The 15,408-nt window shown below is 67.4% G+C and carries 20 protein-coding genes; 17 read left to right on the top strand and 3 right to left on the bottom strand.

What is annotated here, in order from left to right; genetic code table 11:
* The first annotated feature begins 2 nt into the window (after positions 1-2).
* The 4 genes from ftsB to truD are packed head-to-tail and all read left to right on the top strand — an operon-like array spanning position 3 to position 2,611.
* Entirely contained in the window at positions 3-356 is a 354-nt protein-coding gene (ftsB, locus tag AC5YGJ_RS06720) for a cell division protein FtsB (protein WP_496186111.1), read from the top strand.
* Complete coding sequence (ispD, locus tag AC5YGJ_RS06715; RefSeq protein WP_309338518.1) at positions 353-1,051, top strand: 2-C-methyl-D-erythritol 4-phosphate cytidylyltransferase; 699 nt, start codon at positions 353-355, stop codon at positions 1,049-1,051. The genes ftsB and ispD overlap by 4 nt, the downstream gene beginning before the upstream one ends.
* Positions 1,052-1,085: 34 nt before the next feature.
* On the top strand, positions 1,086-1,583 hold the full coding sequence (gene ispF / locus AC5YGJ_RS06710; protein ID WP_496186110.1) for a 2-C-methyl-D-erythritol 2,4-cyclodiphosphate synthase: 498 nt from the start codon (positions 1,086-1,088) through the stop codon (positions 1,581-1,583).
* Positions 1,580-2,611 (top strand): tRNA pseudouridine(13) synthase TruD, encoded by a 1,032-nt coding sequence (gene truD / locus AC5YGJ_RS06705; protein WP_249844378.1) that lies wholly within the window; start codon positions 1,580-1,582, stop codon positions 2,609-2,611. Before ispF ends, truD begins: the two co-directional genes overlap by 4 nt.
* 70 nt (positions 2,612-2,681) lie before the next feature.
* On the opposite strand, the gene AC5YGJ_RS06700 is transcribed toward truD, so the two are convergent.
* Positions 2,682-3,221: a Smr/MutS family protein gene (locus tag AC5YGJ_RS06700; protein WP_249844377.1), complete on the bottom strand. Its 540-nt coding sequence runs from the start codon at positions 3,219-3,221 to the stop codon at positions 2,682-2,684.
* 208 nt (positions 3,222-3,429) lie between these two features.
* Between AC5YGJ_RS06700 and surE the strand changes: the two genes are divergently transcribed.
* From surE to AC5YGJ_RS06675, 5 genes are all read left to right on the top strand, one after another.
* The gene (gene surE, locus AC5YGJ_RS06695) at positions 3,430-4,209 is read left to right on the top strand and encodes a 5'/3'-nucleotidase SurE (RefSeq protein ID WP_496186109.1); all 780 of its coding nucleotides are present in this window, start codon (positions 3,430-3,432) and stop codon (positions 4,207-4,209) included.
* The gene (locus tag AC5YGJ_RS06690; RefSeq protein WP_496186108.1) at positions 4,206-4,883 is read left to right on the top strand and encodes a protein-L-isoaspartate(D-aspartate) O-methyltransferase; all 678 of its coding nucleotides are present in this window, start codon (positions 4,206-4,208) and stop codon (positions 4,881-4,883) included. The genes surE and AC5YGJ_RS06690 overlap by 4 nt, the downstream gene beginning before the upstream one ends.
* Positions 4,884-4,901: 18 nt before the next feature.
* Positions 4,902-5,516 (top strand): YqaA family protein, encoded by a 615-nt coding sequence (locus AC5YGJ_RS06685; RefSeq protein ID WP_006431543.1) that lies wholly within the window; start codon positions 4,902-4,904, stop codon positions 5,514-5,516.
* Positions 5,513-6,295, top strand: a complete 783-nt coding sequence (locus tag AC5YGJ_RS06680; protein ID WP_107233110.1) for a peptidoglycan DD-metalloendopeptidase family protein — start codon at positions 5,513-5,515, stop codon at positions 6,293-6,295. Before AC5YGJ_RS06685 ends, AC5YGJ_RS06680 begins: the two co-directional genes overlap by 4 nt.
* A gap of 180 nt (positions 6,296-6,475) precedes the next feature.
* Positions 6,476-6,964, top strand: a complete 489-nt coding sequence (locus tag AC5YGJ_RS06675; protein ID WP_496186107.1) for a YqhG/Tai3 family protein — start codon at positions 6,476-6,478, stop codon at positions 6,962-6,964.
* Positions 6,965-6,991: 27 nt separating this feature from the next.
* Here AC5YGJ_RS06675 and AC5YGJ_RS06670 read toward each other — a convergent pair whose 3' ends face one another.
* A complete protein-coding gene (locus tag AC5YGJ_RS06670) occupies positions 6,992-7,366 on the bottom strand; it encodes an Mth938-like domain-containing protein (RefSeq protein ID WP_249844373.1) in 375 nt (124 codons plus the stop codon).
* Between the two features lie 13 nt (positions 7,367-7,379).
* The gene (yhbY, locus tag AC5YGJ_RS06665; RefSeq protein ID WP_107233113.1) at positions 7,380-7,685 is read right to left on the bottom strand and encodes a ribosome assembly RNA-binding protein YhbY; all 306 of its coding nucleotides are present in this window, start codon (positions 7,683-7,685) and stop codon (positions 7,380-7,382) included.
* Between the two features lie 65 nt (positions 7,686-7,750).
* Here yhbY and rlmE point away from each other — a divergent pair, with 65 nt between their 5' ends.
* The 8 genes from rlmE to AC5YGJ_RS06625 all read left to right on the top strand — a co-directional run bounded on the left by rlmE (position 7,751) and on the right by AC5YGJ_RS06625 (position 15,382).
* A complete protein-coding gene (gene rlmE, locus AC5YGJ_RS06660; protein ID WP_005409014.1) occupies positions 7,751-8,383 on the top strand; it encodes a 23S rRNA (uridine(2552)-2'-O)-methyltransferase RlmE in 633 nt (210 codons plus the stop codon).
* 69 nt (positions 8,384-8,452) lie between these two features.
* The gene (gene ftsH / locus AC5YGJ_RS06655) at positions 8,453-10,387 is read left to right on the top strand and encodes an ATP-dependent zinc metalloprotease FtsH (RefSeq protein WP_162292081.1); all 1,935 of its coding nucleotides are present in this window, start codon (positions 8,453-8,455) and stop codon (positions 10,385-10,387) included.
* 102 nt (positions 10,388-10,489) lie between these two features.
* A complete protein-coding gene (locus AC5YGJ_RS06650) occupies positions 10,490-10,675 on the top strand; it encodes a hypothetical protein (RefSeq protein ID WP_014036752.1) in 186 nt (61 codons plus the stop codon).
* Between the two features lie 561 nt (positions 10,676-11,236).
* Positions 11,237-12,133, top strand: a complete 897-nt coding sequence (gene folP / locus AC5YGJ_RS06645; protein WP_249844372.1) for a dihydropteroate synthase — start codon at positions 11,237-11,239, stop codon at positions 12,131-12,133.
* Positions 12,133-13,086 carry a tRNA (adenosine(37)-N6)-dimethylallyltransferase MiaA gene (gene miaA / locus AC5YGJ_RS06640; protein WP_496186106.1) on the top strand — a complete coding sequence of 318 codons (954 nt, stop codon included), beginning with the start codon at positions 12,133-12,135 and terminating at the stop codon, positions 13,084-13,086. The genes folP and miaA overlap by 1 nt, the downstream gene beginning before the upstream one ends.
* 97 nt (positions 13,087-13,183) lie before the next feature.
* Positions 13,184-13,459: an RNA chaperone Hfq gene (hfq, locus tag AC5YGJ_RS06635; protein ID WP_057498314.1), complete on the top strand. Its 276-nt coding sequence runs from the start codon at positions 13,184-13,186 to the stop codon at positions 13,457-13,459.
* A 14-nt stretch (positions 13,460-13,473) separates the two neighbouring features.
* The gene (gene hflX / locus AC5YGJ_RS06630; RefSeq protein WP_049445660.1) at positions 13,474-14,784 is read left to right on the top strand and encodes a ribosome rescue GTPase HflX; all 1,311 of its coding nucleotides are present in this window, start codon (positions 13,474-13,476) and stop codon (positions 14,782-14,784) included.
* Positions 14,785-14,887: 103 nt separating this feature from the next.
* The gene (locus AC5YGJ_RS06625) at positions 14,888-15,382 is read left to right on the top strand and encodes a CinA family protein (RefSeq protein ID WP_107232824.1); all 495 of its coding nucleotides are present in this window, start codon (positions 14,888-14,890) and stop codon (positions 15,380-15,382) included.
* Positions 15,383-15,408: the final 26 nt, after the last annotated feature.

The raw sequence follows: 15,408 nt of genomic DNA, 5'->3' as shown, positions 1-15,408 counted from the left end.
CGATGCGCGACTGGCGCTGGATGCTGCTGGTGCTGGCCCTGCTGCTGGGCTGGCTGCAGTATCGCTTCTGGTTCGGCCCGGGCAATTCGGGCGAAGTGATGATGCTCGAAGCCCAGGTTGCCAACCAGGAGCGCGACAATGAGGGCCTGCAGCAGCGCAACGATGCGCTGGCTGCGGAAGTGAAGGACCTCAAGGAAGGCCAGTCCGCCATCGAGGAGCGCGCACGCAGTGAGCTGGGCATGATCAGGCCCGGCGAGAAGTTCTACCGCGTGGTCGAGGATGCGGCGGTCCCTCCGGCGCAGCCCGCTGCCGGCGTCAGTGCCCAGGCCGGCGAACATCCGGCGGACGTGCCATGAGCGCGGCGATCTGGGTGGTGGTTCCGGCTGCTGGTCGCGGCGCGCGGTTTGGTGCGCCGTTGCCCAAACAGTACCTGCAGGCGGGTGGACAGATCCTGCTTGCCCACACCCTGGACGCGCTGCTCGCGCACCCGGCCGTGGCCGGGGCGATGGTGGTGATCGGCCAGGACGACGCCGACTGGCCGGGCTGGAATGAATGGGCCGGCAAGCCTGTGTTGACCTGCACCGGCGGCGCGACCCGTGCCGCCTCGGTGCTGGCCGGGTTGCAGGCGCTGCCGGACTCGGTGCGCGCCGATGAGTTCGTGCTGGTCCACGATGCGGCACGGCCGAACCTGTCGCCGGCCGATCTGGGTCGTCTGCTCGAAGTAGGGCGTGCCGATCCGGTCGGCGCGATCCTGGCTGCACCGGTGCGCGACACGCTCAAGCGGGCGGGCGATGACGGTGGCATCGATGCCACCGAGCCTCGTGAACGCCTGTGGCGTGCACTGACGCCGCAGCTGTTCCGCCGCCACCAGCTCAGTCGCGCGCTGGCCGAGGCGGCTGCCGCCGGCGTCGAAGTGACCGATGAGGCGATGGCGATGGAGCGCCAGGGCCAGCGCCCGCTGCTGGTGGAAGGCAGCGAGGACAACTTCAAGGTCACCACCCCGGCCGATCTGGACCGGTTTGAATTCGTACTTTCCCGCCGCGCCAGCTGATTGCCCGCGCGGCCCTGCTGCAAGGGTTGCATCCATGAGCACCGCACCGTTCCCGCCCGTCCGCATCGGCCAGGGTTATGACGTCCATGCCTTCGGTGAAGGCGACCACATCATGCTTGGCGGGGTGAACGTTCCGCACAGCTGCGGCGTGCTCGCACACAGCGACGGCGACGTGATCCTGCATGCGCTGTGTGATGCGATGCTTGGCGCGCTGGCGCTGGGCGACATCGGCCAGCATTTCCCGCCCAGCGACGACCGCTGGAAGGGCGCCGACAGCAGCGACTTCGTGCGTCACTGCGACAGCCTGCTGCGCGAGCGCGGCTGGCGTGTCGGCAATACCGACATCACCGTGATCTGCGAGCGTCCCAAGGTCGGTCCGCATGCTCTGGCCATGCGCGAGCGCATCGGCGGTCTGCTGGAGCTGCCGCTGGATGCGGTCAGCGTCAAGGCCACCACCTCGGAGAAGCTGGGTTTCACCGGCCGTGGGGAAGGCATCGCCGCGCAGGCGGTGGTGCTGCTGGTGGCGGCATGATCCCGGTACCGCTCGCGTTCGGTACGCCGTTGCTGACGGCACGCATCCGCACTACGCCCGACGATTTCCAGGTGGACGAACTGCCGGCCTTCGAGGCCAGCGGCGAAGGCGAACACCTGCTGTTGCACATCCGCAAGCGCGGTGCCAACACCGTGCACGTGGCCAAGCTGTTGGCCAAGTGGGCCGGCCTGCCGGAAATGGCGGTCAGCTATGCCGGCATGAAAGACCGCCACGCAGTCACCACCCAGCGTTTCAGCGTGCACCTGCCCAAGCGCGTCGCGCCGGATCTGGCCGAACTCGCCAGTGACGAGATCGAGGTGATCGAGTCCAGCTGGCACAACCGCAAGCTGCAGCGCGGCGCATTGGCCGGCAACCGTTTCAAGCTGGTGCTGCGCGAGGTGCGGGGCGATGCCGCTGCGATCAGTGAGCGCCTGCAGCAGATTGCCGAGCGTGGCCTGCCGAACTGGTTCGGTGAGCAGCGCTTCGGCCGCGACGGCGGCAACGTACCGGCGGCACTGGCGATGTTCGGTGGCCGCCGCATGCGCAAGGATCAGCGTTCGCTGCTGTTGTCGGCGGCGCGCTCGGCGCTGTTCAACCGCGTGCTGGCCGCGCGCGTGGAGCAGGGCAACTGGGATCAGCCGCTGGACGGGGAGGTGTGGATGCTTGACGGCAGTCGCAGCGTGTTCGGCCCCGAGCCGTATACCGATGTGCTGGCCGAGCGCCTGGCACGGTTCGACATCCATCCCAGCGCGCCGCTGTGGGGCGAGGGCGAGCTGCGCAGCACCGATGCTGCGCGCGAACTGGAGCTGGCCGCACTGGATGACGAAGAGTCCAAGGCACTGCGTGCCGGGCTGGAAGATGCGCGCCTGAAGCAGGAGCGCCGCGCGTTGCGCCTGCGTCCGGCGCTGCTGCAGCACCAGTGGCTGGCCGACGACGTGCTGGAGCTGTCATTCGCACTGCCGCCGGGTTGCTACGCCACCGCCGTACTGCACGAGCTCGGCCCGGTCGAAGACGCCTCACAGGCCTGACAGAAAAAGGGGACGGAGGGAATCAAGCCGTTTGTGGCACAAGCGACTTGATTCCCTCCGTCCCCTTTTCTCAACGCCGTGCCAGCAGCACCAGCACCGCGCCGGTGCCGCCTTGCCCGGTCGGCGCTGAATGGAACGCCAGCACGTCGTTGCGCAGCCGCAGCAGGCGGTCGACCAGGTTCTTCAGCACCGGCGCGCCACCATCGGACTGCAAACCCTTGCCGTGGATGATGCGCACGCAGCCGTACTCATGTGCATGCGCTTCCTGCAGGAACTGGCGCAACAGAACCTCCGCCTGCGCGGCGGTGGCGCCATGCAGGTCCAGTTCGTCCTGCACCGAGTACTGGCCACGTTTGAGGCGCTGGAACAGGCGGGGCGGCAGAGTGTCGCGGCGATAGCTGGCCACGTCGCCCGCCTCCAGCGGCGAACTGTCGCGCAGCAGCCGCGCGAACTCGCCGGCCGCTTCGGCCTCATCACGTTCGGCCATGCGCGCGCGCGGCTTCGGCCGGGGCGCGGCGGGGGCCGGCTCGGCATCCTTGCGCAGCGGCGTCACTGCGCCGATGGCCGCACGGAACAGGGCGGCCGGGTCTTCGTCTTCAGGGGGCGACATGCGCACAGGGTAAACCGCCGGCGCGGGTCTGCCTATGACGGTTCGATGTCGCTCGTGACCGCCGGCAGGGTAGGACCGGCGGCTCGCATGCGGCACAATAGACGATGCCCTTGCAGGGTCGACGGCTTCCGAAGGAAGCACGACGGTCCCGCCCACACTGCACGGTGATGGAATCGAATTCTTGGAAAATCAAGCGGTTAAATCGAAGATGCGAATCCTGGTCAGCAACGACGATGGTGTCGACGCCGCAGGCATCCGGATGCTTGCCTCGGTGCTGCGCGAGACCGGCCATGAAGTGACGGTGGTCGCACCCGACCGTGATCGCTCCGGCGCCAGCAATTCACTGACCCTGGACCTGCCGATCCGCCTCAAGCGCATCGACCACTACACCGTCTCGGTGGCCGGTACGCCGACCGACTGCGTGCACCTGGCGCTGACCGGCCTGCTGGAGTTCGAACCCGATATTGTCGTGTCCGGCATCAACAACGTTGCCAACCTCGGTGACGACGTGATCTATTCCGGCACCGTTTCGGCGGCGATGGAAGGTCGTTTCCTTGGCCTGCCGGCGGTCGCTGTTTCACTGGTCAGCCGCAATCACGACCCGAAGCATTTCGAGACCGCTGCGCGCGCCGCGGTGGAGATCGTCGCCCGGCTCAAGGCCGATCCGCTGCCCGCCGACACCATCCTCAACGTCAACGTACCGGACCTGCCGTGGAGCGAGGTCAAGGGCTTCGAGGTCACGCGCCTGGGCAACCGCCATCGCGCAGAAGGCTGCATCGCGCAGAAGGACCCGCGCGGCAACGAGGTGTACTGGATCGGCCCGGCCGGTCGTGAGCAGGACTCCGGCCCCGGCACCGATTTCCACGCCGTGCGCACCGGGCACATCTCGATTACACCAATCCAGGTCGACCTGACCCGCTACCAGGCACTGGAGAAGGTCGCCAGCTGGGTCGGCGGCCTCAGCGCCGCGCTGGACCGGCAGGCATGAGCCCACGCCTGCGCCTGCAGCCGGAAGCTGTCGGTATCGGCATGACCTCGCAGCGCGTGCGTGACCGCCTGGTCGATCGTCTGCGCGAGGCCGGCATCGTCGACGAAGCCACCTTGAATGCGATCCGGGTGGTGCCGCGGCATCTGTTCATCGATGAAGCGCTGGCCTCGCGGGCCTATGAAGACACCGCGCTGCCGATCGGTCACGGCCAGACCATTTCGCAGCCCTGGGTGGTGGCGCGGATGACCGAGGTCGTCCTCCAGGTCGCGCCCAAGCGGGTGCTGGAAGTCGGCACCGGCTCCGGCTACCAGGCGGCCATCCTCGGCGCGCTGGGGCTGGAGGTCTATACGGTCGAGCGCATCGGCGACCTGCTGCGACAGGCGCGCAAGCGCTTCCGCGCGCTGGGCATGAACATCCGCACCAAGCATGACGATGGCCGCGTTGGCTGGGCCGAGCACGGTCCGTTCGATGCCATCGTGGTCACCGCGGCGGCACCGGCGCTGGTCGATGCACTGGTGGAACAGCTGGCCGAAGGCGGGCGCCTGGTGGCCCCGGTCGGCGGGCCGGGCGGGCAGTCGCTGGTGCAGCTGGACCGCGGCGCTGACGGCAGCATCGAACAACGTGTGCTGGCGCCGGTCACTTTCGTGCCGCTGCTGTCTGGCATGCTGGACTAATCCACGGAGCGGGGTTGCATGAAGATTTTCGGGCCGCTGTACGAGCGGGCGATGAAGTGGGCGGCGCACGAGCGCGCACCGACCTACCTGACGGTATTGAGCTTCTTCGAGGCGATCATCTTTCCGGTGATGCCGGAGGTGATGCTGGCACCGATGTGCGTGGCCCAGCCGAAGCGTGGCTGGTGGTTCGCCACCCTCAGCCTGGCCGGGTCGATGGTCGGCGCGGTAGTCGGCTATGCGCTGGGCCACTTCGCCTTCGAGGCGATCAAGCCGCTGTTCGAGGCGCTGGGCATGCTGCCGGCGATCGAGCAGGGCATCACCACCGTGCAGGCGAAGATGGCCGAGTCGCCGTGGGCGGTGTTCACCTTCCTGGTGCTGGGCGGTTTCATGCCCATCCCGATGAAGGTCTTCACGTGGGCATCGGGTATCGTCGGCGTACCCATGCCGCAATACCTGTTGAGCATGTTGATCGGTCGTGGCAAGCGCGTGTACGTGCTGGCCGCGGTCATCCGTATCGGCGGTGCGCGTGCCGAAGCGGCGCTGCGCCGCTGGATTGAACCGCTGGGCTGGATCGCCACCGCGTTGGTGGTGGTGCTGATTGCCTGGCTTGTATGGAGGTCGAAGTTCGCATGAGTCCTGATCGTCTGAGCAAGGGAGTGCGCATCGGCGCGCTGGCTGTGCTGGTTTCCACCCTGGCTGCCTGCGGCACCGCCACCGTGGTCCGACCGGGTGGCGGCAGCAGCAGTGGTGGCGTGACCACGCCGAAGACCTCGGTGCCCAAGCCGGGGCAGACCGTGGTCGTGCGTAAAGGCGACACCATCTATGCACTGGCCCGCATCCACGACATCACGCCGGCCGACCTGATTGCCTGGAACAGCCTGGACAATCCCTCGACCATCCATCCCGGACAGGTGATCCGCCTGTATCCGCCGGGTGCCAGCGGTGGCCGCGCGCCCACGACCGTGGTGACTGCGCCGCGTCCGGGCGGCAGTGCCGGCAGCACTGCGCCGGTCACCGCACCGGCGGGGCCGGTGAAGAGCAACATCGCCTGGCGCTGGCCAGCCGATGGTGCGATCGTTGGCCGCTATGTCGCCGGTGATGCGACCAAGCAGGGCGTGGACATTGCCGGCACCAGCGGCCAGGCGGTGAAGGCCACCGCCAACGGCGTGGTGGTGTATTCCGGCGCCGGACTGGTAGGTTACGGTGAGCTGATCATCATCAAGCACAGCGACCAGTGGCTGTCGGCCTATGGCCACAACCGCAAGCGCCTGGTGAACGAAGGCCAGAGCGTGAAGGCCGGTGAGCAGATTGCCGAGATGGGCCGTACCGGTGCAAACCGCGACATGGTCCACTTCGAGATCCGTTACAACGGCAAGCCGGTTGACCCGCAGCAGTATCTGCCGGCGCGCTGACGCGGGCAGATACGGGTAGCGCCGGGCCATGCCCGGCGTTCCTGACCTGTAGAGTCGAGTCACGCTCGACTCAGGTATCGCAGAGACGCGGGCATCTGCGATCTGGCGTGTCGCAGAATGATCTTCACGGCGAATGGAATGCACGGCATTCTTGGGCGGACCCTGTCGACCCGGTGTCCCATGTCCCGCCTTGCCTCCGCTCTCGCGCTGCTCATCGTCGCCCCGCTGGCAACCGCAGCCAGCAATCCCCATGACGTCGCCACCCGCTTCTACGCGGCCCTGCAGAACAGCGGGCCGGATCAAGCGCTGATCGCGCCGCTGCTGGGCGATGCCCTGCGCGCTGCCATCGATGCGCAGCGCGGCTATGAACAGGCCTGCACCGCACTGGCTGCGCCCGACGAAAAGCCGCACATGCTGGACCAGAGCCCCTATCTCATGGCACCGGATCGGCCGGAAACGGTAAAGGTGGGGCTGCCCGCGACGAGCGGCGATGCCGCCTGGATGCCTGTCGAGATGGCGATAGGCGACTATCGCTGGACCGACCGGGTCCTGCTGCAGAGGCAGGGCCAGGACTGGAAGGTCATGGATATCCGCTGGGGCCAGGGCGGCAGCCTGATCGGGCGGCTGAAGGACTTCTCGGCCTTTCGTTGTACCACCACGCACGGGTAGCGCCGGGCCACGCCCGGCGGCGCAACCTCAGCCTTCCAGAATGAAGGCGGCCGCGACCTTGCGGCCTTCGCCGGCGAGAATGTTGAACGTGCGTGCGGCGGCGGGGTTGTTCATCACTTCCAGGCCGATGCCGCGGGACAGGCAGGCCGCCATCACTGCAGCCGGCGGAAACACCTGGCGATCACCGGTGCCGAGCACGATCAACGCCGGGTTCAGCGCCAGGATCGGTTCCAGGTCGACCAGTTGCAGCTCGGCCGAACGCACCACCGGCCAGTGCTCGACCAGCTGGTCAGGGGTCAGGAAGAAACTACTGGCCAGCACCTGTTCGTTGACCCGCGCCGAACGGCCGTCGGCGGCGCGCAGGCTGTAGGCGTAATCAGGCGGCTCGTGGTTCAGCTGCATGGCGGTAGGGCGATCAGCCGCGCGGCAGCACGATCTGGCGCTGTTCCTTGCTCGGGCGGTACAGCACGGCGACGTGGCCGATGCGCTGCACCAGCGCGCTCTCGGTGGCGTCGACGATCTCGCCGATCATCACATCACGCGCTTCGCGGTCCTCGGCAGCGACCTTCACCTTCACCAGTTCGTGGCGCTCCAGCACTTCGTTCAGCTCAGCGAGGAAGGCCGGGGTCACGCCCTTGCCGCCGGTCTGCAGCAGGGCCTTCAGGTCGTGGGCTTGGCCGCGCAGGAAACGGGTCTGGGAGGCGGTCAGGGCGATGGACATGCAGGAAAAGACGGTTGAATGGGGCGATCAGGGTATCATGAGGACCCCATCCGCCCCTATTTTCAATGGCTACCCGCAGCAAAAGCAGCCAGCGCTGGCTCAAGGAACACTTCTCCGACCCCTTCGTGAAGAAGGCGCAGGCCGAAGGTATGCGCTCGCGCGCCGCCTACAAGCTCGAAGAGCTGCTCGAACGTGACCGGTTGCTGAAGCCGCACATGGTGGTGGTCGACCTCGGCGCGGCCCCTGGCGGATGGTCTCAGCAGGTGCGGAGACAGATTGGCGATACCGGCCGCGTGCTGGCCCTGGACATCCTGGACATGCCGCCGCTGGCCGGCGTGGAGTTCCTTCACGGTGACTTCAGGGAAGAAGCCGTCCTATCGCAGTTTGAAGCCATGCTCGGGGATCAGCCGGTAGACCTTGTGCTGTCGGACATGGCCCCCAATAAGAGTGGTGTGGGCGCGGTCGACCAGCCGCGGATGATGCACCTGGCGGAGCTGGCCCTGGATTTTGCCGACAACCACCTCAAGACCGGTGGGGCATTCCTGATCAAGCTGTTCCAGGGCGAAGGCTTTGACGACTACGTGCGCGACATGCGCCGCCGGTACGACAAGGTTTCCATCCGCAAGCCGGAAGCGTCGCGCAAGCGCTCTCCCGAGGTGTATGCCTTGGGTCAGGGAAAACGCGCCCACATGAAGTAAGCTCGCAACGTTCGCAAGTTCGACCCCAACGCAACGCCAGCACTAAGAGGAACACCGGAGCCAATGAGGATGAACGACTTGACCAAGAACCTCCTGCTATGGGTGGTCGTCGCCGTCGTGCTGATGGTGGTCTTCCAGAGCTTCTCGCCCAAGACCTCCGGGGCTGGGGCGCAGGGCGCGTCGTATTCGCAGTTCCTGGACCAGGTGGACAGCGGCAACGTGCAGAAGGTCGCCTTCGGCGGCGACATGCGCGGCGGCACCAGCCAGCTGACCTACACCACCCGCGGTGGGCAGTCGTCCACCATCACCGCGCCGTTCGATCGTGACCTGATCAACGTGCTGCGCACCAAGAACGTGGAAATCGTGCAGGAGGAGCCGTCCAGCGGCATTTCCCTCGGCGCGATCCTGATGAATTTCCTGCCGGTCATCCTGATCATCGGCTTCTGGCTGTTCATCATGCGCCAGATGCAGGGCGGTGGCGGCGGTGCCAAGGGTGCGATGTCCTTCGGCAAGTCGCGCGCCAAGCTGCAGGGCGAAGACCAGATCAAGGTGACCTTCGCCGACGTCGCCGGCTGCGACGAGGCCAAGGAAGAAGTGGGCGAACTGGTCGACTTCCTGCGTGACCCGTCCAAGTTCACCAAGCTGGGCGGCAAGATCCCGCGCGGCGTGCTGATGGTCGGCCCGCCGGGTACCGGCAAGACGCTGCTGGCCAAGGCCATCGCCGGCGAAGCCAAGGTGCCGTTCTTCTCGATCTCCGGTTCGGACTTCGTGGAAATGTTCGTCGGCGTCGGCGCCAGCCGCGTGCGCGACATGTTCGAGCAGGCCAAAAAGCACGCCCCGTGCATCATTTTCATCGACGAAATCGATGCCGTCGGTCGCCACCGTGGTGCCGGCCTGGGCGGCGGTCATGACGAGCGCGAGCAGACCCTGAACCAGCTGCTGGTCGAAATGGATGGTTTCGAGGGTGGCGAAGGCGTGATCGTGATCGCCGCGACCAACCGTCCGGACGTGCTGGACCCGGCGCTGCTGCGTCCGGGCCGCTTCGACCGCCAGGTCGTGGTCGGCCTGCCGGACGTGAAGGGCCGCGAGCACATCCTGAAGGTGCACATGCGCAAGCTGCCGCTGGCCGACGACGTCGAACCGATGGTGATCGCGCGCGGTACCCCGGGCTTCTCTGGTGCCGACCTGGCCAACCTCTGCAACGAGGCGGCCCTGTTCGCCGCGCGCGGCAACGAGAAGGAAGTCCGCATGGACCACTTCGACCGTGCCCGCGACAAGATCCTGATGGGTGCCGAGCGCCGCTCGATGGCCATGAGCGAGGACGAGAAGACGCTGACCGCGTACCACGAGGCGGGCCACGCCATCGTCGGCCGCCTGGTGCCCGAGCACGACCCGGTCTACAAGGTCACCATCATTCCGCGCGGCCGTGCGCTGGGTGTGACCATGTACCTGCCGGAGGGCGACAAGTATTCGATGAACCGCGTGGCGATCCAGTCGCAGCTGTGCTCTCTGTACGGCGGCCGTGTCGCTGAAGAACTGATCTTCGGTGAGGACAAGGTCACCACCGGTGCCTCCAACGACATCGAGCGCGCCACCAAGATGGCCCGCAACATGGTCACCAAGTGGGGCCTGTCCGAGCAGCTCGGCCCGATCGCCTATGGCGAAGAGGACGACGAGGTGTTCCTGGGCCGCTCGGTCACCCAGCACAAGAGCGTGTCCAACGACACCGCGCGCCGCATCGACGAGGAAGTACGCAACATCCTCGACAAGGCCTACGCCCGCACCACGCAGCTGCTGACCGACAACATCGACAAGCTGCACGCGATGTCGCAGCTGCTGCTGCAGTACGAGACCATCGACGCGCCGCAGATCGACGCCATCATGGAAGGCCGCGACCCGCCGCCGCCGGCCGGCTGGAACAAGTCGAACAAGGACGGTGGCAACGACAAGGGCGGCGACGCCCGTCCGCTGCCGCCGATCGCAGGCCCGGCCGAGTCGCACTGACGGCCGGCTGCAGGTGACACCAGACGAGGCCGGGGCAACCCGGCTTCGTCGTTTCCGGGCCCCCGGCCCCTCCCGATGTACCGATCTGACGCTGGAGTCTGCATGTCCGCCCCGAAGCCCGAACCCATTTCCCACACTGTCGAAATGATCATCGCCACGGTGGTCGGCGTGGGTGTAGGCCTGGGCGCCGACAACCTGCTGCTGGGCTGTGTGGTGGGCATCGCGGTCGGCATCGTGCTGAGCATCGCCAAGACCCTGTACGTGGACCGCAAGCGCCGCCGCCGTTGAGCGGGGCAGCAGGGCTGCGCCCTGCACCCGTGGTAGTTCCGGCCGCTGGCCGGCAACCTCAGCAGCAACAGCAACAGCTACATTTCGTGGGATGGCGGGGCGGTGTCGGAGTGCGGGGACGCCGCAAGTACGTCCGTGTAGGCTTGGCAGCCGCATCCATGCGGCTGACACCCCGCACTCCGACACCACCCCACCTCTGACAGATTCCGGTCGCTGTTGGTAGGTGTCGACCTTGGTCAACACGGCAGGTCTTCGCCATGCGTGGATGCATTTCGATTCCAGTTCGAAATATTCGATTCCGATGGAGATTCATCCACGCATGGCGTGGATCTACGACAGATCGCCGAGATCTGTCGAAGGCGGGGTGGGTCCGGTTGCGCGGGCGTGAGCGCCTTGGATGGCGCGACCGAGCCTACATGGACGTATTTACGGCGCCCCCGCAACCGGACCCACCGCGCCATCCCACAGGAAACCCGCTGTTGCTGTTGCTCCGGCCTCTGCGGGTGCAGGGCGCCGCCCTGCCGAACTAAACTACCTGCCGTTGTCCCAGCAGGATCACCCATGTTCGATACCTCGCCCCAGCTCGATTGCGCCGGCCGCATCCTGCGCCTGGACCGTGCCCGGGTCATGGGCATCGTCAACGTCACCCCGGACTCGTTCTCCGATGGCGGCGCGCACGACACCACCGAGGCCGCGGTCGCCCACGGCCTGAAGCTGGTCGAGGAGGGCGCCGACCTGCTCGACATCGGCGGCGAATCGACCCGTCCGGGCGCTGCGCCGGTATCGGTCGAGGAGGAGCTGCGTCGGGTGATCCCGGTGATCGAGCAGTTGGCCGCGCGCAGCGCCGTGCCGATCAGCATCGACACCTTCAAGCCGGAGGTGATGCGCGCAGCGGTGGCCGCCGGCGCCGGCATGATCAATGACATTTTCGGCCTGCGCCAGGAAGGCGCACTGGAAGCGGCTGCCGACGCCGGCGTGCCGGTGGTGCTGATGCACATGCAGGGCGAGCCGGGGCATATGCAGGCCGACCCCCACTACGACGATGTGGTTGCCGAGGTGCATGGCTTCCTGGTGCAGCGCCTGTTCGCTGCCGAGATGGCTGGCATCGCCAGGAAGAACCTGCTGATCGATCCCGGTTTCGGTTTCGGCAAGACCACCGCCCACAACCTGACCCTGCTGGCGCGCTCGGAGCGCTTCCTGGAGCTGGGCGTTCCGATGCTGGCCGGGCTGTCGCGCAAGCGCAGCCTCGGCGAACTGACCGGCCGCGACACGCCCTCCGAACGCGTGGCTGCCTCGGTGGCGGCGCATCTGATCGCGGTCCAAAGAGGTGCCCGTATCGTGCGCGTGCACGATGTGGCCGCCACCGTCGATGCGTTGAAGATCTGGCAGGCCGTCGATGCGGTGCCGACGCCGCGCGCCGACGCCACGCCGGCGATCCGCTGGCCGGACGAAGACTGATGGGCGCCGACCGGCGGCCACTGGCGATCGCCGTGATGGGGCCGACCGCCAGCGGCAAGACCGCCACCGCGATCGCGCTGGCCCGGCAGCTGGATGGCGAAATCGTCAGCGTCGATTCGGCGCTGGTCTACCGCCATCTGGATATCGGCTCAGCCAAGCCTGATGCGGCCGAGCGTGCACAGGCGCCGCACCATCTGCTGGACCTGCGTGATCCGTGGCAGACCTATTCGGCGGCCGAATTCGCGGCCGATGCCGGCCGCGTGGTGGCCGATATCGTGGCGCGCGGCAGGACGCCGATCCTGGCCGGCGGCACCGGCCTGTATTTCCGGGCCCTGCTGCAGGGCCTGTCGCCGATGCCGGAGGCCGATCCGGAGCTGCGTGCGGTGCTGGCCGCCGAGGCCGCCGAACGGGGCTGGGCGGCATTGCATGCCGAGCTGGCCGGGGTCGATCCGGCTGCCGCCGCGCGTATCCACGCCACCGACCCGCAGCGCATCCAGCGGGCGCTGGAGGTCTACCGCCTCACCGGCACGCCGATCAGTGAATGGCAGCGCCGCCCGGGCGTGGCGCCGTTGCCGGTGCGCACCCTGAAGCTGATCCTGGCGCCGCGTGAGCGTGCGGTGCTGCACCAGCGCATCGAGGCGCGCTTCGACACCATGCTGGCGCAGGGCTTCCTCGACGAGGTGCGGGCGTTGCGCGCGATGCCGGAAATGGCCGCGGTGGAGGCGCCGTTGGACCTGCCGGCGGTGCGCGCGGTCGGCTATCGCCAGGCCTGGGAATACCTGGACGGGGACGGCGATGCCGCCCGTTTCCGGGACAAGGCGATCTTCGCCACCCGCCAGCTGGCCAAGCGCCAGCTGACCTGGCTGCGCGGCGAGCTTGATGGGCGCTGGTTCGACCCCCACATCGACCAGGAGCGACTGGCCGAGGCGGTGTCGACCTTCGTCGCACGCTGAACCCCCGCCAGCCGTGTAACATCATCGGTCGGCGGGCGGCTCGGGGGCCGTGGCAAACCGTCGGCAACCCAATAAGAACAATAATCAGGAGTGTGCAATGTCCAAGGGGCAATCGCTGCAGGATCCTTTCTTGAACGCACTGCGGCGCGAGCGCGTGCCGGTTTCGGTGTACCTGGTCAACGGCATCAAGCTGCAGGGCACGATCGAGTCTTTCGACCAGTTCGTGGTCCTGCTTCGCAATACGGTGAGCCAGATGGTCTACAAGCACGCCATTTCCACGGTGGTGCCTGCACGCAACGTGAAGGTGGGCCCGGGTGGCGGCTATGTGCAGTCCAGTGAAGGTGGTCAGGCAGGTGATGAAGCAGACGAGTAAGACCGGAGCGGTGAATGTTTGACCGCTCGAAGAAGGGCGAACACGCCCTGTTGATCCAGCCGCATTTCGGCAAGCTGGAAGACGATGTGCTGGAAGAGTTCGGTGATCTGGCCCGCTCGGCCGGGGCCAGCATCGCCGCGACGATCACCGCGCGCCTGGACCGTCCCAACCCGTCGACCCTGATCGGCAGCGGCAAGCTGGACGAGATCAAGGCGGCGGCCGATGCCAGCGGGGCCGACCTGATCCTGGTCAACCATGCGTTGAGCCCGGGCCAGGAGCGCAACCTGGAACGGTTCCTGGAACGCCGGGTGATCGACCGTACCGGCCTGATCCTGGACATCTTCGCCCAGCGTGCGCACAGCCACGAGGGCAAGCTGCAGGTCGAACTGGCCCAGCTGCGCCATCTGGCAACCCGGCTGGTGCGTGGCTGGACCCACCTGGAGCGCCAGCGCGGCGGCTCGATCGGCCTGCGTGGCCCCGGTGAAACCCAGCTGGAAACCGACCGCCGCCTGCTGCAGAAGCGCGTCGAGCAGCTGCAGAAGCGGCTTGAGAAGGTCGAGGTGCAGCGCACCCAGATGCGCCGTGCCCGCGTGCGCAGCGAACTGCCGCGTGTGGCCCTGGTGGGCTATACCAATGCCGGCAAGTCGACGCTGTTCAACGCCATGACCGGCGCTGAGGCCTACGCCGCCGATCAGTTGTTCGCCACGCTGGACCCGACCGTGCGCCGCATCGCGGTGCCGGGCGGCAACGTGGTGCTGGCTGACACCGTCGGGTTCGTCCGCGACCTGCCGCATGACCTGGTTGCCGCGTTCCGCTCGACCCTGTCCGAGGCGCGCGAGGCCGATTTCCTGCTGCACGTGGTCGACGCCGCCGATCCGCACCGCGAGGAGCGCATCGCGCAGGTGGACGAGGTGCTGACTGCGGTTGGCGCCGGCGATCTGCCGCAGTTGCTGGTGTTCAACAAGATCGACCGTATCGACGGCGCCGATGTCCGCCACGACGGTCAGGACGGCGTGCCCGACGAATCGCGGCGTGAACGGGTGTGGATTTCCGCACGCGACGGTCAGGGCCTGGAGCTGTTGCAGGCGGTGCTGGGCAAGCGCCTGGGCCTGCAGCACGTCACCGGCGAGCTGCGCCTGCCGCCGGATGCCGGACGCCTGCGCGCGCGCCTGCACCAGCTGGAAGTGATCCGCAGCGAGCAGGCCGACGAGGAAGGCTGGCTGCTGCAGGTCGACCTGCCGATCGCCGAGGCCGAGAAGCTGGCCGCCAGCGCCGACGGTGCACCGATCCGCGCCCTGCTGCCGGAGAAACTGCCGGAGTGGTGAGGTAGCGCCGGGCCATGCCCGGCGACTGCCAATGCAGCGGCGCGCGACATCAACCGGTCATCTGCGGTACAACGTGCAGGTTCTTCACCCCACCGTCATGCCGATGTCCATCCCCACCGACGCCGATCTCAACGCCCAGTCCGCCGCACTTGGGCAGCGCCTGCAGCAGGCCTCGCTGCAGCTGGTGACCGCCGAAAGCTGTAGTGGCGGCTGGATCGCCAAATGCATGACCGATGTCGCCGGCTCCTCGGCGTTCTTCGACTGCGGCATGGTGGTCTACAGCTACGAGGCCAAGCAGCGCCTGCTTGGAGTACGCGCGCAGACCCTGGAGCAGTTCGGTGCGGTCAGCCGTGAGACCGTGCTGGAGATGGTGTCCGGCGCCCTGGTCAACTCCGGTGCCGGCATCGCGGTGGCGGTCACCGGCATCGCCGGCCCCGGCGGTGGCAGCCCGGACAAGCCGGTCGGCAGTGTCTGGATCGGCTGGAAGCGCCGTGGCGGCTATGCCCGCGCCGAGTTGTTCCAGTTCGATGGCGACCGCGAAGCCATCCGCCGGCAAACCGTTGCGGCGGCGTTGCGCGGCATCGACGCCCAGCTGTGACATGCTGCTCCGGTAATCGTCCGGAG

It is taken from the genome of Stenotrophomonas sp. CS3K5 (assembly GCF_059515225.1).
The sequence above is the reverse complement of the archived record's forward strand: the minus strand, read 5'-3'. Positions and strand labels throughout refer to the sequence as shown.

Bases quoted from the DNA above. Each gene is read 5' to 3' on its own strand.
- ftsB (WP_496186111.1), top strand. From the start codon at position 3: ATGCGCGACTGGCGCTGGATGCTGCTGGTGCTGGCCCTGCTGCTGGGC.
- ispD (WP_309338518.1), top strand. From the start codon at position 353: ATGAGCGCGGCGATCTGGGTGGTGGTTCCGGCTGCTGGTCGCGGCGCG.
- ispF (WP_496186110.1), top strand. From the start codon at position 1,086: ATGAGCACCGCACCGTTCCCGCCCGTCCGCATCGGCCAGGGTTATGAC.
- truD (WP_249844378.1), top strand. From the start codon at position 1,580: ATGATCCCGGTACCGCTCGCGTTCGGTACGCCGTTGCTGACGGCACGC.
- AC5YGJ_RS06700 (WP_249844377.1), bottom strand. From the start codon at position 3,221: ATGTCGCCCCCTGAAGACGAAGACCCGGCCGCCCTGTTCCGTGCGGCC.
- surE (WP_496186109.1), top strand. From the start codon at position 3,430: ATGCGAATCCTGGTCAGCAACGACGATGGTGTCGACGCCGCAGGCATC.
- AC5YGJ_RS06690 (WP_496186108.1), top strand. From the start codon at position 4,206: ATGAGCCCACGCCTGCGCCTGCAGCCGGAAGCTGTCGGTATCGGCATG.
- AC5YGJ_RS06685 (WP_006431543.1), top strand. From the start codon at position 4,902: ATGAAGATTTTCGGGCCGCTGTACGAGCGGGCGATGAAGTGGGCGGCG.
- AC5YGJ_RS06680 (WP_107233110.1), top strand. From the start codon at position 5,513: ATGAGTCCTGATCGTCTGAGCAAGGGAGTGCGCATCGGCGCGCTGGCT.
- AC5YGJ_RS06675 (WP_496186107.1), top strand. From the start codon at position 6,476: ATGTCCCGCCTTGCCTCCGCTCTCGCGCTGCTCATCGTCGCCCCGCTG.
- AC5YGJ_RS06670 (WP_249844373.1), bottom strand. From the start codon at position 7,366: ATGCAGCTGAACCACGAGCCGCCTGATTACGCCTACAGCCTGCGCGCC.
- yhbY (WP_107233113.1), bottom strand. From the start codon at position 7,685: ATGTCCATCGCCCTGACCGCCTCCCAGACCCGTTTCCTGCGCGGCCAA.
- rlmE (WP_005409014.1), top strand. From the start codon at position 7,751: ATGGCTACCCGCAGCAAAAGCAGCCAGCGCTGGCTCAAGGAACACTTC.
- ftsH (WP_162292081.1), top strand. From the start codon at position 8,453: ATGAACGACTTGACCAAGAACCTCCTGCTATGGGTGGTCGTCGCCGTC.
- AC5YGJ_RS06650 (WP_014036752.1), top strand. From the start codon at position 10,490: ATGTCCGCCCCGAAGCCCGAACCCATTTCCCACACTGTCGAAATGATC.
- folP (WP_249844372.1), top strand. From the start codon at position 11,237: ATGTTCGATACCTCGCCCCAGCTCGATTGCGCCGGCCGCATCCTGCGC.
- miaA (WP_496186106.1), top strand. From the start codon at position 12,133: ATGGGCGCCGACCGGCGGCCACTGGCGATCGCCGTGATGGGGCCGACC.
- hfq (WP_057498314.1), top strand. From the start codon at position 13,184: ATGTCCAAGGGGCAATCGCTGCAGGATCCTTTCTTGAACGCACTGCGG.
- hflX (WP_049445660.1), top strand. From the start codon at position 13,474: ATGTTTGACCGCTCGAAGAAGGGCGAACACGCCCTGTTGATCCAGCCG.
- AC5YGJ_RS06625 (WP_107232824.1), top strand. From the start codon at position 14,888: ATGTCCATCCCCACCGACGCCGATCTCAACGCCCAGTCCGCCGCACTT.